Annotated in this window: 11 protein-coding genes; 9 read left to right on the plus strand and 2 right to left on the minus strand. The window is 67.3% G+C overall.

Annotated elements, in window-relative coordinates; all coding sequences use genetic code 11:
• Positions 1-55: 55 nt before the first annotated feature.
• Positions 56-1,078, plus strand: a complete 1,023-nt coding sequence (locus tag AC1DIN_RS24120) for a bile acid:sodium symporter family protein (RefSeq protein ID WP_476811593.1) — start codon at positions 56-58, stop codon at positions 1,076-1,078.
• 143 nt (positions 1,079-1,221) lie between these two features.
• Positions 1,222-1,470, plus strand: coding sequence for a DUF2934 domain-containing protein (locus AC1DIN_RS24125; RefSeq protein ID WP_476811594.1), 249 nt, complete (start codon positions 1,222-1,224; stop codon positions 1,468-1,470).
• An 85-nt stretch (positions 1,471-1,555) separates the two neighbouring features.
• Here AC1DIN_RS24125 and AC1DIN_RS24130 read toward each other — a convergent pair whose 3' ends face one another.
• Positions 1,556-1,786: a hypothetical protein gene (locus AC1DIN_RS24130; RefSeq protein ID WP_476811595.1), complete on the minus strand. Its 231-nt coding sequence runs from the start codon at positions 1,784-1,786 to the stop codon at positions 1,556-1,558.
• Positions 1,787-2,434: 648 nt separating this feature from the next.
• On the opposite strand from AC1DIN_RS24130, the gene bcsN reads away from it, so the two are divergent.
• From bcsN to AC1DIN_RS24155, 5 genes are read left to right on the plus strand one after another with little or no spacing between them, the layout of a single operon-like run.
• Positions 2,435-3,205: a cellulose biosynthesis protein BcsN gene (bcsN, locus tag AC1DIN_RS24135; protein ID WP_476811596.1), complete on the plus strand. Its 771-nt coding sequence runs from the start codon at positions 2,435-2,437 to the stop codon at positions 3,203-3,205.
• Between the two features lie 26 nt (positions 3,206-3,231).
• Positions 3,232-5,415: a UDP-forming cellulose synthase catalytic subunit gene (bcsA, locus tag AC1DIN_RS24140; RefSeq protein WP_441472589.1), complete on the plus strand. Its 2,184-nt coding sequence runs from the start codon at positions 3,232-3,234 to the stop codon at positions 5,413-5,415.
• Positions 5,412-7,868 (plus strand): cellulose biosynthesis cyclic di-GMP-binding regulatory protein BcsB, encoded by a 2,457-nt coding sequence (locus AC1DIN_RS24145; RefSeq protein ID WP_476811597.1) that lies wholly within the window; start codon positions 5,412-5,414, stop codon positions 7,866-7,868. Before bcsA ends, AC1DIN_RS24145 begins: the two co-directional genes overlap by 4 nt.
• A complete protein-coding gene (locus tag AC1DIN_RS24150) occupies positions 7,865-8,884 on the plus strand; it encodes a family 8 glycosyl hydrolase (protein WP_476811598.1) in 1,020 nt (339 codons plus the stop codon). Before AC1DIN_RS24145 ends, AC1DIN_RS24150 begins: the two co-directional genes overlap by 4 nt.
• Positions 8,881-11,073 carry a hypothetical protein gene (locus AC1DIN_RS24155; protein WP_476811599.1) on the plus strand — a complete coding sequence of 731 codons (2,193 nt, stop codon included), beginning with the start codon at positions 8,881-8,883 and terminating at the stop codon, positions 11,071-11,073. Before AC1DIN_RS24150 ends, AC1DIN_RS24155 begins: the two co-directional genes overlap by 4 nt.
• A 126-nt stretch (positions 11,074-11,199) precedes the next feature.
• Here the strand turns inward: AC1DIN_RS24155 and AC1DIN_RS24160 are convergent, their stop codons facing one another.
• Complete coding sequence (locus tag AC1DIN_RS24160) at positions 11,200-12,537, minus strand: dicarboxylate/amino acid:cation symporter (protein ID WP_441472585.1); 1,338 nt, start codon at positions 12,535-12,537, stop codon at positions 11,200-11,202.
• 207 nt (positions 12,538-12,744) lie between these two features.
• Between AC1DIN_RS24160 and AC1DIN_RS24165 the strand changes: the two genes are divergently transcribed.
• Together AC1DIN_RS24165 and AC1DIN_RS24170 are read left to right on the plus strand one after the other, a co-directional pair.
• Positions 12,745-14,565 carry a sensor histidine kinase gene (locus AC1DIN_RS24165; RefSeq protein WP_476811600.1) on the plus strand — a complete coding sequence of 607 codons (1,821 nt, stop codon included), beginning with the start codon at positions 12,745-12,747 and terminating at the stop codon, positions 14,563-14,565.
• A complete protein-coding gene (locus AC1DIN_RS24170) occupies positions 14,562-15,956 on the plus strand; it encodes a sigma-54-dependent transcriptional regulator (RefSeq protein WP_476811601.1) in 1,395 nt (464 codons plus the stop codon). Before AC1DIN_RS24165 ends, AC1DIN_RS24170 begins: the two co-directional genes overlap by 4 nt.
• Positions 15,957-15,989 lie beyond the last annotated feature (33 nt).

Raw genomic sequence — 15,989 nt, forward strand, 5'->3', positions numbered from 1 at the left:
ATCAAAATGAGCCCGAAAGGGATTACAAGGTGGCATCGCATCGGAAGGACCGCAGATGATCCGCCGCACGCTCGCCCGCTTCGGCATCGACCCCTATCTCATCGCGCTCATGACGACGGTCGCGGTCGCAGCCGTGCTGCCGGCACGCGGCGTCGGCGCGGAAGTCGCCAATGACGCCGTTTCGGTGGCGGTCGCCTTGCTGTTCTTCCTCTACGGCGCGCGGCTGTCGCCGCTGGCGGTTTGGGAAGGCCTGCTGCACTGGCGCCTGCAATCGCTGGTCTTCGCCAGCACCTATGTGCTTTTCCCGCTTCTCGGCCTCCTGCTGACGCGCGTCTTCGGTGGCTGGTTGCCCTCGGAGCTGGTCGCGGGGCTGATCTTCGTCTGCATCCTGCCCTCGACCGTGCAGTCGTCGATTGCCTTCACCTCGATCGCACGCGGGAATGTCGCGGCGGCGCTGTGCAGCGCCTCGGTCTCCAACCTCTTCGGCATCGTGCTGACCCCGCTGCTCGTCGTCGCGCTGCTCGACTCGCATGGCGGCGGCTTCAGCACGAAGGCGGTCGAGAGCATCGCGCTGCAGATCCTCCTGCCCTTCATTGTCGGCCAGTTGCTGCGCCGCTGGGTCGGGCCCTTCCTGCAGCGCCACAAGGCGCCGATCTCCATCGTCGACCGCGGCTCGATCCTGCTCGTCGTCTACGCCGCCTTCAGCGAGGGCATGGTCGCCGGCATCTGGTCCCAGGTCACGCTCGCCGACCTCGGCCTCGTCATCATCATCGACATCGTCCTGCTCGCCGCCGTGCTGACGATCACGACCTTCGCCAGCCGCCGTCTCGGTTTCTCCAAGGAGGACGAGATCGCCATCGTCTTCTGCGGCTCGAAGAAGAGCATGGCGAGCGGCATCCCCATGGCGAACATTCTTTTCCACGGCCAGGCGCTCGGCCTGATCGTGCTGCCGCTGATGTTGTTCCACCAGGCTCAGCTCTTCGCCTGCGCCGTGCTGGCGCAGCGCTATGCGCGCCGCCCGGCAAAACCGGAGGCGAAAACACCTGGCGAGCCGGCGCTTGCTGCCGCGAAGGCCTGAATGCCGCTTCCCGCGAGATCTTTCGACCCAGCAAGGGAACAGCGCGTACTGAGCGTCGTTGATCCCCTGCACGGCTGAGCCGTTGCCCGCTCCGAAGCCAGGATTCCCCAATGCGCATCGGGGAGCCATCATGGAGGCGAGACATGCAGCAGGACGAGAAATCCCAGCACGAAATCCGGAAGATCGCCTACGACTTGTGGATCAGGGACGGCCAGCCGGAAGGTCGCGACCGCGAGCACTGGGACGCGGCCAAGGAGATATGGGCCTATCGCAGCCACAACCACGTGCTCGAGGATGACGGGGTTTCGTGGCCGGCAGGCCAACAGGCCGCCGACACGCCGTCAAGGCGGCAAGCTTCGGCCGAAAAGACCTCGCGGCGGCAGGCCACCTGAGACGGCGCGGCTGCCCGTCGACATCAGCCAATGACCTCCTTGCACGACCGGGCCGGCTGATCGGCCCGGAAAGAGGCTGTCGCGATCAGGGGCAGAGATAGCCGCCCTGATCCGGCAGGCAGCGCGCGCCTGTCGGCAGAATGAGCGCACCGCCGGGATCGCGTTTGACGTAGTCGCCATTGGGCAGCTCGAAGCCGCCGCTCGAGTCCGGGTTCACCCGCGTGCCATCCGGAAGGATGAGCTGTGCGCTGTCGCGGACGATCCGCTTGGCGGAGCCAGCCGAAGCAGCCGGAACCCCACGGGGCTGGGATGACACGCAGCCCGCCACGAGGATGGCGACCACGCTTGCAGCTATCGATATCCTGATCATCGGCCATTGTTGCCGCGACCGGAGTGGCGGCGCAAGCCCGTTCGGACCTGTGGCACGATGTGGTGGCGATATCCCGCCGCTTCCAGGATTCGCTTAGCCCGACATCTCTGTTCTCCACAGGTGTTTTCGTGTTGATTCGGCCGCAGGAGCGCAACGCCGGGCACGGCTTTCCCCTGCGTCGGAAAGAAGAAGGCGAGCTACCCCGAATCATCTTCGCCGGCGGCGAGCCGATCTGTGTTCATCAGTCGACTCGCGAGCGTTCTTTCAACCGCCGCCATCGAAAGCGATCCACAGTTGGAATGGGCCCGCGAATCATCTGTATTGCAGAGGGGGGTTCCAGGCTGATCGCCGGCTTGCAGGCGTGCGGCCACAGTTAACCGCGCGTTAACTGTGTTAACCAATGGTCTCGACCATGACGATGCCGAGCAGACATCGACGGGCACGCCGATGAGTGTTGCGAGGCCGCTTTCGCCCGCGCACCACGCGCCACGTCGTGCGCCCCTCAAGCGTGTAGCGATGTCCCTCGCGGCGGCGGGGCTGACGATAGCGATCGCGGGCTGCGGCGAGCAGAAACTCTCCGATTCGGAGCTGCTGATGGCGTCGCGGTCCATCACGGTCGATGTCGGCCGGGCGCTGGTATTGCCCCCACCCGGCAGCCTTCCCGTGACCGGGATCACCCAACGCAACTACGACAATGCCATCTCACAGGTCATTTCGCTGGCGACGCGCGGCCGCACGCCAGGCGAGAATGCCATCCACGCCGCCTTCTTCACGCTCACCGATCTCCCCGACAGGCTTGGCGTCGAGGGCAACCTGCTGCGGGAACCGGGCATCGACGATTTTTCCATCGCCCAGGAGATGGAAGAGCGGCTGCCGGGAATCGCCATGGCTCCCGCAGCCGTCTTCGTCCAGAACAAATACGGCCCCTTCGGCTATGCATTCGGGCGCGGGGTGGGCGGCGAAGGCTGCCTCTACGCCTGGCAGCGTATCGCGAGCGGCGACAGCCTCTTCATGCCGAGATCGGGAGTGATTTCGGTCCGCATCAGGGTCTGCGACCCCGCCGCCACGGAAGCGGGGCTGCTGCGCCTCGCCTACAGCTATTCGATCAACGCCTCGCTGCGGCGTTCGGGCTGGGGCCCGATCGTCGATGCGCCGTCGCCTGCGCCGGAACTCGGCAAGGCCGGAGCGCCGATCTACCCGGTGCCGCAGGCCTCGGCTCTCGACGCCTTCGAGCAGGCGCCCGCCGCCCGGCCGCGCCCGGTGCGGGCGCCGCGAAACGAGCGCCGGGTGCAGGAAGCCCCCGAGCCGATCCCGGACAAGCCTCTCGAAGGATATCCGACCGTCCCACCGCCTCCTGCGCCCTGAGCCCAACCCGGATTGCCGAACGCCCGATGCGAACAGCGTGCTACGTCATCTTCTGGGCCATCACGGCGATCGTGGTCGTCGCGCTCATCACGCTGCCGATCAGTTTGCAGGCGCATCTGATCGCCGGCGCGATCGTGGTGAGCGCGATGATCATCCTCAAATTCCTGCGCCCCTACGGCGTCTGGCGGCTGATCGCGCTGGGCCTGGGGACCGCGATCGTGCTGCGCTATATCTACTGGCGCACGACGAGCACGCTGCCGCCGGTCAACCAGCTCGAGGACTTCATCCCGGGCCTGATCGTCTATCTCGCCGAGCTCTACAACATCGGCATGCTCTTCCTCAGCCTCTTCGTCGTGGCCATGCCGCTGCCGCGGCGCAAGACCCCGCCGATCGACCCGGAGAACGCGCCGACGGTCGATGTCTTCGTGCCCTCCTACAATGAAGATGCGGAACTGCTGGCGACCACCCTCTCGGCGGCGCTGGCGATGGACTATCCGGCCGGCCGCCTGAAAGTGTACCTGCTCGACGACGGCGGCACCGACGAGAAGTGCAACGCCGACAATTTCGTCGCGGCCAGCGCCGCCCAGGAGCGCCGTGCGACGCTGCAGAAGCTCTGCGACGGGCTTGGCGTCTCCTATCTGACGCGCGAGCGCAACATCAGCGCCAAGGCCGGCAACCTCAACAACGGCATCGCCCATTCCGAGGGCGAACTGATCGTCGTCTTCGACGCGGACCACGCCCCGGCGCGCAGCTTCCTGACCGAGACAGTCGGCTATTTCGGCCAGGACCCGAAGCTGTTCCTGGTCCAGACCCCGCACTTCTTCATCAATCCCGATCCGCTGGAGCGCAACCTCAAGACGTTCAAGACGATGCCGTCCGAGAACGAGATGTTCTACGGCATCATCCAGCGCGGCCTCGACAAGTGGGACGCCTCCTTCTTCTGCGGTTCGGCCGCGGTCTTACGGCGCACGGCCCTGCAGACGACGAACGGCTTCTCGGGAAGGAGCATCACGGAGGACGCCGAAACGGCGATCACGCTGCACGCCACCGGCTGGCACAGCGTCTATGTCGACAAGCCGCTGATCGCAGGGCTGCAGCCGGCGACGTTCACGAGCTTTATCGGCCAGCGCTCGCGCTGGGCCCAGGGCATGATGCAGATCCTTCTGTTCCACCGCCCGATGTTCAAGCGCGGCCTCTCCCTGCCGCAGCGCCTCTGCTATTCGTCCTCCGCCTTGTTCTGGCTCTTCCCCTTCGCGCGGCTGACCTTCCTGATCGCGCCGTTGTTCTACCTGTTCTTCGGCCTGGAGATCTTCACTGCCTCGGGCGCCGAGTTCATCGCCTATGTGCTCAGCTACATGGCAGTGAACCTGATGATGCAAAACTATCTCTATGGCCGCTATCGCTGGCCATGGATCTCCGAGCTCTACGAATTCATCCAGTCGGTCTATCTGCTGCCGGCCGTGATCTCGGTGCTGCTCAGGCCGACCAAGCCGACCTTCAAGGTGACGGCCAAGAACGAATCCCTGGAGCAGCGGCGCGTCTCGGAGCTCGGCAAGCCGTTCTTCATCATCTTCGCCGTGCTGTTCCTCGGCGTCATCGCGACCTACTGGCGGATGATCGCCGAACCCTACAATGCCGACACGACCCTGGTCGTGGGGTTGTGGAACGTCCTCAACCTGCTGATGGCGGGCTGCGCGCTCGGCGTCGTCTCGGAGCGGCCGGAAGGGCGCGCCGCACGACGCTTCGCGGTGAAGCGGCGGGGTGAGATCACGATCGACGGACGCACCGCCCCGGTCGTGACGGAGAACGTATCCGTCGACGGCATCGCCATCCGGGTGCTGTCCAGGGACTTCGACAAGGTGCCGATCGGCAGCGTGGGGCAGGTGTCGTTCGAAACGACCATCGACATGCCGCGCGGGTCCCTGCCCCTGCGGATCATGCGCGTAGCCCCCGACGACAAGGGGCTTCTGCTCGGCTGCAGCTACAAGCCGAGCGAGCCGCTGCACAGCCGCATCATCGCCGATCTCGCTTTCTCCGACGCCGAGAACTGGAGCCAGTTCCAGAAGTCGCGGCGGCAGAACATGGGGGTGATCTACGGCACGATCCGCTTCCTGCGGATGGCGGCCTTTCAGACGAGCCGCGGCCTGTCCTACTTCTTCGGCCTCTACCGGTTTTCACGGTCGTCCACGCGCACCGGGGCGGCGGAATGAGACGGCTCCCGCTCACCCTCCTCACAGTCGCGATTGCCACACTGGCGCAGGGCTCCCTCCCGCGGCTCTCCGCACAGGAGGCGCCAGCGACTGCGCCCGGCCCGGCCCCCTTCATGATCGCGCCGCCGAGCCCGCAGCTGGCAGAACCGCCGCCCGCAGGCAGCCCTGCCCCGCCTCCGGCGCGGGAGCCGGTGGCGCCATCGCAGGCTCCCGCCTTCGCCTTCAAGCCGCTGCTGCCGGCCCCGCGCGTCATGCTCGAAGGCGAGAGCGATGCACGCAATTGGGCCTTCTACCTGACGCAGGACGAAGCGGCTGCCGATCCCAATCTCGACATCGCTTTCCAGAATGCGCTGGTCGTGATGCCGGAGGTTTCCCGGCTGGCGGTCCGCCTCAATGGCGAACGGGTGATCGAGATGCCGATCGCATCGTCCGATCGCCTGAAGCAGACCTCGGTCGCGGTTCGCAAAGGCCTGCTCAGGCCGGGCCGGAATACGATCGGCTTCGAGGCTTTGCAGCGCCATCGGACGGATTGCACGGTGGCCTCGACCTATGAGCTGTGGACCCGCATCGACGGCGCGGGCACCAGGCTGACGTTCAAGGGACCGGGCGCGCAGCAGTTCCGGCTGCGCAGCCTCGACGACCTGCCGGCGGTGGGCGCCGACGAGGGCGGCCAGACCACGATCGTTATCGTCGCTCCCGGCGCAGCGAGCGCCATTGCCGCGAACAGCATTTTCGCCGTGGCCCAGGCGCTCGCCCTGCGCGGACGATATGGCCAGGTCGCGGTGAAGGTGTCCGAGCGTCTGCCCGACCGCGCGCGGCCGGGCACGTTGACCGTCGCGCTCGGCACCAACGAAGAGGTGCGCGCCTTGCTCGGCGCACTGCCGGCCGAAGCCGGCGGCCGCAGCTTCCTCGGCTTCGTGCCGAGCCCGAAGAAGAGTGCCGACATGCTGCTCGTGACCGGCGAGAACTGGTCGGACATCGACACGATCGTCGGCAAGCTTCTGACCGCACCCGTCTCCAGGCCGGCCAACATCAATCGCAAGATCATGGATACGGCGAGCTGGCACGTGCCGGATGCGCCCTTCATTGCGGACCGTCAGGTGGTACGGTTCTCCGAGCTCGGCATCTCCACGCAGGAATCGTCCGGCCGGCGCATGCGGGTGCGCGCCGTCGTCGCGATGCCCGGCGATTTCTACGCCAACGCCTATGGCGAGGCGACACTCTATCTGGACGGCGCCTATTCGGACGAAGTCCTTCCGGGCGACAGCCATATCGAGATCTTCGTCAACGGCAACGTCGCGGCGACCCTGCAGCTCAATGCGGTGACCGGCGGCCTCTTCCAGCAATTCCCCATCACCGTGCCGCTTCGGCACTTCCGGCCCGGCGTCAACGAGATCTGGTTCGAGGCCGTCACCGTGGCCAAGTCGGACCTGAGCTGCGGGCCTGGCGCGACGTTGCCCGGCAAAAGCCGCTTCGCGCTGTTCGACACCACCGTGCTGGCCGTGCCGAACTTCGCGAAGATCGGCGTCAGCCCCAATCTCGCGGCGGCTGCCGGCACCGGCTTTCCCTACTCGGTCGCATCGCAGGTCGCCCTGATCATGGGCCGGCAGGACGCCACCAACCTCAGCGCCGCGACGACGCTGCTGGCGCGCATCGCCCAGCGGGCCAGCAGGCCGCTCACCGTCGATGTGCTGTCGGGGCCTGCTGCAGTCGGGGACCGGCCGGTGCTCATCGTCGGCGCCGCCGGCCAAATGCCGGCCGGGCTGCTCCCGCGTGTCGGGATCGCCGACAATGTCCGCGCGACCTGGCCGCTGCGCTCGGACGCCGTGGTGGTGACACCGGACGCGGAGGGCGCCGCCGTCTTCGACGCCGTGATCAACCGGTTGCAAGGCCGGCAGGCGACGCCCGAAGCCTCGGGCGGTGCGGCTCCGACAACGGAGGCCGTCCGCGACCGCTGGCGCGGCTCGCTGGGCGGCCCTCTTGCCCGCTATTTCATCGCCGTCGACCAATGGCTCCAGCGAACCTTCGATCTGTCCTTCGCACAGCTGCGCGCGCCCTCGCGCGCACCGACGCTCTATGAGCCCGCCGAAGGTACCGATCTGATTGCCGCGCAGGTGGCCGATCCGGAGACCAGGCAGGTCTGGACCGCGTTCATCGCCCGCCGCGAAGAGGCGCTGGAAAGCACGGTGGACAGGGTCGTCTCGCCCGGAAACTGGGCGGGCATGGCCGGCAAAATCACCGCTTTCCGCGGCGCCCAGGAGGCGCACATCATCTCTGCCGACAGCACCTCCTTCGTGATGACGCGGCCTTTCAGCCTCACGAACATGCGCCTGGTCTTCGCCAACTGGATGTCGAGCAACATCGGGGTCTATGCATTGGCGCTGCTCACGGCCTGCATAGGCCTTGGCATCGGAACCTCGCTGATGCTCCGGCGGTTGGGGCGTCGATCATGATCCGCGTTCTCGCCATGCTGGCTGCAGCTCTCCTCGGCTTTCTTCCGAATGCGCAGGCGGCCGTGCCCGCCGATGCCTGGGCGCTGTACCGGCAGAAATTCGTCACCGCCGAGGGCCGCGTCGTCGACGACGCGAATGGCGGGATCAGCCATAGCGAGAGCCAAGGCTACGGGCTCCTGCTGGCCTGCCTGGCAGGCGACCGCAGCACCTTCGCGAGCATCTTCGCCTTCACGCGCACGGAACTGCTCATCCGCGACGACGGGCTTGCGGCCTGGCGTTGGGATCCCAAGGCGAGCCCCCGCGTCACCGACATCAACAACGCCAGCGACGGCGATCTCCTGATCGCCCACGCCCTCGCCTGCGCCGGCAGCCGCTGGAACATGCCGGCCTATACCGCCGCCGCCCGCCAGATCGCTCGCTCCCTTGCGAAGATCGCGCTCCTGAAGCGCGGAAGCGAGGTCTGGCTGATGCCGGCCGCGGTCGGCTTCTCCGAGAAGGAACGAGCCGACGGCCCGGTGATCAACCCGTCCTACTGGGTGTTCGAAGCCTTCCCCGTCATGACCCAGCTGACCGGCGACCCGGTCTGGACGCATGTCCAGGCCAGCGGGCTCAAGCTGCTCGACGAGCTGGCGAAGCGGAAGATGCTTGCGCCGGAATGGCTGTCGATCAAGGCAGAGCCGAGGCCGGCCGAAGGCTTCCCGGCCCAGTTCGGCTACAATGCGCTCCGCATCCCCCTCTATCTGCTGCGCGCCGGGCTCGGCGAGAAGGCGCGGCTTGAGCCCTTCCGCCAGGCCTGGGCCGGCGGCACGGCGGTTGTCGACGTCCGCAGCGGCAAGCCCGTCGAGCCTCTGCCCGATGCGGGTTATCGCATCCTGGCCGCAGCGATGGCCTGCGCGCTCGATAAAACGCCCATTCCGGCGGAGCTGAAGGCCTTCCAGCCAACGCTGTACTACCCGTCGACGCTTCATCTTCTGTCCCTCTCGATGCTGAGCGAGAGGTATCCGCAATGCATGTGAGATCGGTCCTTATCGTCGCCGCGGCCTCGAGCGCCGCCTTCTATGCCCTTGGCCGCTACGGTGGTCAGGACGCCAAATGGCCGGGATCGCAACCCGTGATCCGGCCGGCGCTGGCTCAGGGCGAGGCGCAGCAGGCCACGCCGGGCAACGAGGCGGCGCTCGAATTGGCGCAGGCCACGAACGCGCCCGCGCGCCCCGGGACACCCTCGTCAGCGGCTCAGCCCCAAACGCAGCAGCCTCCGCAGAAGGTCGATGAAACCGCGCTGCGCTATTTCGCGGCGCAAGGGGACGTTCGCCGCTTCGAAGCCGAACTCGGGCGGCTGCGGGCGCTCTACCCCGAGTGGAAGCCGCCGACCGATCTGACCTCGCAGGGGCAGGTCGGCGACCCCGAGCTCGAGCGGATGTKGAAGCTCTTCGCCGAGGGCAAGTACGGCGAGGCGCGCGCCGCGATCGCCCAGCGCGGCAGCGCCGATCCGAACTGGCGCGCACCTACGGATCTCGTGGCGCAGCTCGACACGGCCGAGGCGCGCCAGCGCCTCGTCAACGCCTCGAACGCCCGGCAATGGGAGCAGGTCATCCGCCTGGGCACCGAGACGCCGGCCATGCTGACCTGCGCCAATGTCGATGCGCTCTGGCGCGTCGCCGAGGCTTTCGTCCAGACTGGCAAGCCGGATCGTGCGCGTGACGCCTTCGCCTATGTGCTGACCAACTGCACCAACCCGGCCGAGCGGGTCGGCACGATGCAGAAGGCGCTCGCGACATTGCCGGAAAATCTGGTCGAGCCGCTGCTGGCGCAGGAGCGGCAGACCGAGTTTGCCAGCATTCACGACGAGCTCGCACGGCGTCGCATCGGCAAGGCTGCCGACGATCCGGCGCAGACGGCCACGCCCGAGGATCTCCGGCGCATCGAAGCCCTCGCCAACGCGGCCACCACGGCCGACGACCCCATCCTTCTCGGTTTCTACGCGCTCCACCACAACGACCCCGCCAAGGCCGTGACCTGGTTCCAGACCGCGCTCGCGCGCAAGGGCGGGGCGAAGGCGGCGGAAGGCGCGGTGCTCGCACTCGGTGCGACGCGGAAATATCAGGAGGCCGAAACGCTCGGCGCGCAGTGGCTGGAAGCTGGCGCAGCCAATCGCAAGGCCTATCTCGACGTGATCACGGCGCTGCTCACCCAGGAGCCGCCGCCGCGCCTCGACCGTGCCGTGATCGAGCGCATCGCCAAGACGGTGGGCACGGACCGGTACGCCCCCGGTGCCGGGGCCCTCGGCTGGTACGCCTACAACTCAGGGCAAACTGCGCCGGCCGCCACCTGGTTCGAGACCGCGCTGTCCTGGGATCGCGGCTATGAGCCGGCAGCCTATGGGCTGGCGCTCGTGCGCCAGCGTCTGCGCGACCAAGCTGGGCTGCGCGCGTTGATGTCCGAATGGGGGGGCCGTTCCCAGCGGATCGCCGATATTCTCAACCCAGCGCGCAGGCGGCCGCAGTCCCCGACCCAAGCCCGTGCCGATCAGCCTCTCATTGCCGAGACGCGCCAGAGCACGCGGGTGGAACCTTCCTTGGAACCGCTGGAGCGCGCGCCTCGGCCCGCGATAGCCGCGCTGCGCTCTCGCCCCGTCGAACGTGACGACGCGATAGTCGCCGCGGCACCGCCCCGGTCGAGCACCGTCCGCCCGAGCGACGGCAGCTGCGGCGCCGGCTCATCCGGCGCTGCGGCCCTGCAGCGCGGCTGGTGCCTTCTCAATCTCAAGCGCCCGGTCGCGGCAGCGGAAGCCTTCGAAGCGGCGCGGCGCACCGGCAACGCCCAGGTCGTGTCGGATGCTTCTGCCGGCCTGGCCTATGCCAAGATCCAGCAGGGCCTGACGACGGAAGCCAGCGTCGCGGCCGGCAGTGCGGCTCTGCCTCCCGCGCGGCGCAACGAGCTTTCGGCCCTGCTCATGTCCGAGCGCTTCTTCGCGCAATACGATGCCAAGGATTACAACGGCGCACTCGTCACGCTATCCGCACGGGCACGCTACGCTCCCGAGACGACCGACCTGATGCTGATGCGCGGCTGGTCCTATTTCAATCTCGGCCGCTATGACGACGCGAGCCAGGTCTTCCAGGCCCTCTACAAGGCGAACAAGTCACCCGACGCGCTGTCGGGACTGACCGCGATCCGCGACGTGACCCAGCGCAACAGATACTAGCGGTTCAGATGCCCTCGCCGGCCTTCAAACGGGGCGGGCCGGCATATCCGATGTCTCTACGAATGCAGGCGTGATGGCGGCCCGGAGCACCGCGCAAGATCGGTGCTCCGGGCTTGGCAGCTTGGCTTATTCGGCCGGGACCGACAGAACCTCGCCGTCGACCACCAGCGGGGAATGACCGCTCAGCGCGGCCTGCAACTGGTCCTGATCGAGCTCGCCTTCCCAGCGCGCCACCACGATCGTCGCCACCGCATTGCCGATGAAGTTGGTCACCGCGCGGCATTCCGACATGAAGCGGTCGATGCCCAGGATCAACGCCATGCCGGCGACCGGGACGGCGGGAACGACCGAGAGCGTTGCAGCCAGCGTGATGAAGCCCGCCCCCGTGATGCCGGCCGCGCCCTTCGAACTCAGCATGGCGACGAGCAGCAGCAGGATCTGGTCGCCGAGCGGCAGGTGGATGTCCATGGCCTGCCCGATGAACAGCGCCGCCAGCGTCATGTAGATGTTGGTGCCGTCGAGATTGAAGGAATAGCCGGTCGGGATGACCAGCCCGACGACGGAGCGCTTGCAGCCGGCAGCCTCCATCTTCTCCATCAGGCTCGGCAACGCCGCCTCCGAAGAGCTGGTGCCGATGACGAGGAGGATCTCCTCCTTGATGTAGCGGATGAGGGCGAAGATCGAGAAGCCGTTGTAGCGGGCGACCGCCCCGAGCACGACCAGCACGAAGATCCCCGCCGTCAGGTAGAAGGTCAGGATCAGCATCGCGAGATTGGCGACCGAGCCGATACCGTAGCGGCCGATGGTGAAGGCCATCGCGCCGAAGGCGCCGAGCGGGGCGGCCTTCATCAGGATCGCCACCAGCTTGAAGATCGGGGCCGAGAGCGCCTGCAGGAAGTCGAGAACCGGCTTGCCGCGCTCGCCCACCATCGAGAGCGAAAGGCCGAACAGCACCGAGAAGAACAGCACCTGCAGGATGTCGCCGGAGGCGAAGGCGCCGACGATCGTGTCCGGAATGATGTTCTGCAGGAAGCCGACGACGCTGGAATCATGCGCCTTGGCCGCATAGCTCTGCACGGCCTTGGCATCGAGGCTGGCCGGGTTGATGTGCAGCCCGGTGCCGGGCTGGATGACGTTGCCGACGATGAGGCCGACGATCAGCGCCAGGGTCGAGAAGACGAGAAAATAGATCATCGCCTTGCCGGCGACGCGACCGACCTTCTGCATGTCGGTCATGCCCGCGATCCCCGTCGAGACCGTCAGGAAGATCACCGGCGCGATGATCATCTTCACCAGCTTGATGAAGGCGTCGCCGAGCGGCTTCATCGCCGCGCCCTGCTCGGGCCAGAAATGGCCGAGCAGGATGCCCGCCGCAATGGCGAACAGAACCTGGACATAGAGGTGCTGGTAGAACTTCTTCGGACGCGCCGGCTGAGCGGACGCGAGGTCGAGCGTGGTCGCCATGATGTGCTCCTTGGGTCGGCGGTGTTCTTGCTCTTGTTCGAAACCGCTACGCCCCTCGCGCAATCGGCGTGCCAACCACGAAAAAACGACAAAGACCTTATAAAACAGATGATTAGAAAGACGCAGAGCGGCTTCGATCGATGTCATCTGGCGATAAGCCGCACACAACCCTCTTGATTTGTGCGGAAATCCGCACGACGACAGAACATGAGCCATCCCTTGCTCGATCCGCGGAAAGGCAGGGCCAAGCTGCGCTGGCTGGTCTTCGGGCTGGTCGTCGCGGCGATTGCCATCGCCTCGCTCTTCGCCGCCGGAGAATTCGGCCGCAGCCGGGCCATCGCCGGCACGCAATCGCGCGCCGAGGATGCCGGAACGCTGGCGCTCGCGATCCTGCGCGGCGAGCTCGAGAAGCAGCGTGCGCTGCCGGTCATCCTGGCCCGCGACCCCGATGTGCGGCTGGCATTGACGGGCGGCAGCCGCCACGGGCTCGACCTCAAGCTGGAAGCCATCGCGCGCGAGGCCCGCACCGCCGTGATCTATCTGCTCGGCCTGGACGGCGTCGCAATCGMAGCCAGCAACTGGAACGAGCCGACGAGCTTCGTCGGCAGCGACTACAGCTTCCGCGACTATTTCAGGGGTGCCATCGCATCCGGCGGCGCCGAGCAATTCGCGCTCGGCACGGTCAGCCAGCGGCCCGGCCTCTATATCACCCGGCGGATCGAGGAGGCCGGCCAGAGCCTCGGCGTGATCGTCGTCAAGGTCGAATTCGACCGGGTCGAGGCCGACTGGCGGGCGCTGGGGGGCCAGAGCTATGTCGTCGACCAACGTGGCGTCGTGCTGCTCGCGACGGTCGAGGACTGGCGCTTCCGGGTCGAGGCACCGCTTGACCAGGCGACGGCCGCGGCGATCCGGGACTCGCTCCAGTTCGGCGCCGCCCCTCTGACTTCTCTGCCGCTGGTGCAGCAGGGGGAGCTCGTCCAGGGGACGAGCCCGCTCATCGGCCGCTATGTCCAGATACGCCAGCCCGTGCCGACGACGGACTGGGCGCTGGAGGTGCTTCTGCCTGTCGATGCCGCAATCACCGCGGGCCGTTCGCAATCCCAGGCGCTGGTCGCGCTCGTGCTGATGCCGGGCACCGCTCTCGCCGCCTTCGCCCTGCGCCGGCGCCAGCACCATCTCGCCCGGCGCGACGCAGACGCGCGCGCGAAGGCCGAGCTCGAGGACCGCGTCGCCGAGCGCACCGCCGAGCTGGCCGGCGCCAATCAGATGCTCGTCGCCGAAATGGCGAAGCGGACCCTGGCCCAGGAACGGCTGTCCAATCTCCGGGAAGAGCTCGCCAAGGCCAACCGCCTGGCCACGCTCGGGCAGGTCACCGCCGGCGTCGCCCATGAGGTCAATCAGCCGCTCGCGGCGCTGCGCACCTATGCCGAGAACGCCCGCGCCTTCCTCAAGCGGTCCGACGCGCTCGAAGCCGACAGCGCACTGGCGAGGATCATCTCGCTGACCGATCGGATCGGCGCGATCACCGAGGCTCTGCGCGGCTTCGCGCGCCGCGGCAAGGGGCCGCCCGTGCCCGTCCCGGTGGCGACCGTCATCGAAGGCGCCCTGACCTTGCTTGAAGGGCCGTTGCGTCAGGCCGGCGTGACGCCCGTCGTCACCGCTCCGCCGGAGCCGGTCCTCGTCACCGCCCGCCCTATCGAACTCGAGCAGGTTCTGGTCAATCTCCTGCGCAACGCGATCGAGGCCCTGCTCGACGGCGGCGATGGGGGAGAGCCGGCGCTCGCCATCACGGTCACGCCGCATGGCGACCGCGTCGCGATCGCGATTGCGGATCGCGGTCCGGGCCTGTCCGCCGACGCGCTGGCGCAGCTCTTCACGCCGTTCAGCACGACCAAGCCCAAGGGGCTCGGCCTTGGCTTGGTCATTTCGCAGGACATGATCACTTCCTTCGGGGGCACGCTGACCGCGACGAGCCGGCCGGGCGAAGGCGCCAGCTTCATCATCGATCTGGAGAGGGCAGCCGCATGAGCAATTCCGGCGCTTCCATCGCTGCGATCGAGGTCGCCTTCGTCGACGACGACCTCGATCTGCGCGACGCGAATGTTCAGGCACTGCGCCTGGCCGGCTTCCCGGCGGTGGCATTGCCCTCCGGCCAGGCCGCGCTCCAGCGGATCGGGCCGGACTATGCCGGCATCGTCGTCACCGATATCCGCATGCCCGGCATGGACGGCATCGAATTGTTCCGGCGGCTGCGGGCGCTCGATCCCGACATTCCGGTGATCATGATTTCGGGCCATGCTGATATCGAGACGGCGGTGGGGGCGATGAGCGAAGGCGCCTACGACTTCATCGCCAAGCCCTATTCCGGTGAGCGCCTCGTCGAGACCTTGCATCGAGCCGCCGAGAAGCGCGCGCTCGTCCTCGAGAATCGCCGCCTGCGGGCATTGGCGACGCGCGGCGAGGAGGAAACCACCCTGATCGGCGAGACACCCGCGATCATGCGCCTGCGCCAGACCATCCGCGAACTCGCCGATGTCGATGTCGACGTGATGGTTCAGGGTGAGACGGGAACGGGCAAGGAGGTCGTCGCGAACCTGCTGCATCGCCTCGGGCGGCGGCGCGACAAGCCCTTCGTCGCGCTGAATTGCGGCGCTCTGCCGGACAGCGTCATCGAGAGCGAGCTCTTCGGTTACGAGCCCGGGGCCTTCACCGGTGCGCAGAAGCGCCGGATCGGCCGTATCGAGCATTCGAGCGGCGGCACGCTCTTCCTCGACGAACTCGAGAGCATGCCGCTTGCCGCGCAGGTCAAGCTGCTGCGCGTCCTCGAAATGCGTGAGATCGCGCCACTCGGCTCGAACGACCTGCGCCGCGTCGACCTCCGGGTCGTGGCCGCGACCAAGGCCGACCTGGGCGACTCGGTGCGGCGGCGCGATTTTCGCGAGGATCTCTATTACCGCCTCAATGTGGTGACGCTGCACATTCCGCCGCTGCGCGAACGCCGCCGCGATATCCCGCTGCTGTTTTCGCGCTTCCTGGCGCGGGCTGCGGAAAAGTACCGCCGGGAGGTGCCCCCCCTCGACCGCGCCGTCGAACGGCACCTCGTCGATAGCGACTGGCCGGGCAATGTACGGGAACTCGTCCATTTCGCAGAGCGTGTCGCACTCGGGCTGCCGGAGAACCTGCTGCCGGTCCGAAAAGCGGAGGACGCCGAGCTGCTGAGTCTGCCCGAACGGCTCAACGCGGTCGAAGCGACGCTGATCAGGGAGACGTTGGAAGAAGCGCACGGCGATGTCCGCGCCGCGCTGGAGAAGCTGCGCATCCCGCGCAAGACCTTCTACGACAAGCTCGCAAGGCACGGCATCGATCGCGCGGCCTATGAGCCTGGAGCGGGGCGAGAACCCAAGACCCCTGCGCGCTGAACATCCCGGCGCCAGCGGCACTCCGGATCGGCG

The sequence above is a fragment of the Allobosea sp. 05T438 genome, assembly GCF_056396025.1.

Coding starts and splice junctions, on each gene's coding strand:
- AC1DIN_RS24125 (WP_476811594.1), top strand. CDS start 1,222: ATGCAGCAGGACGAGAAATCCCAGCACGAAATCCGGAAGATCGCCTAC.
- AC1DIN_RS24160 (WP_441472585.1), bottom strand. CDS start 12,537: ATGGCGACCACGCTCGACCTCGCGTCCGCTCAGCCGGCGCGTCCGAAG.
- AC1DIN_RS24120 (WP_476811593.1), top strand. CDS start 56: ATGATCCGCCGCACGCTCGCCCGCTTCGGCATCGACCCCTATCTCATC.
- AC1DIN_RS24170 (WP_476811601.1), top strand. CDS start 14,562: ATGAGCAATTCCGGCGCTTCCATCGCTGCGATCGAGGTCGCCTTCGTC.
- bcsA (WP_441472589.1), top strand. CDS start 3,232: ATGCGAACAGCGTGCTACGTCATCTTCTGGGCCATCACGGCGATCGTG.
- bcsN (WP_476811596.1), top strand. CDS start 2,435: ATGGCGTCGCGGTCCATCACGGTCGATGTCGGCCGGGCGCTGGTATTG.
- AC1DIN_RS24145 (WP_476811597.1), top strand. CDS start 5,412: ATGAGACGGCTCCCGCTCACCCTCCTCACAGTCGCGATTGCCACACTG.
- AC1DIN_RS24150 (WP_476811598.1), top strand. CDS start 7,865: ATGATCCGCGTTCTCGCCATGCTGGCTGCAGCTCTCCTCGGCTTTCTT.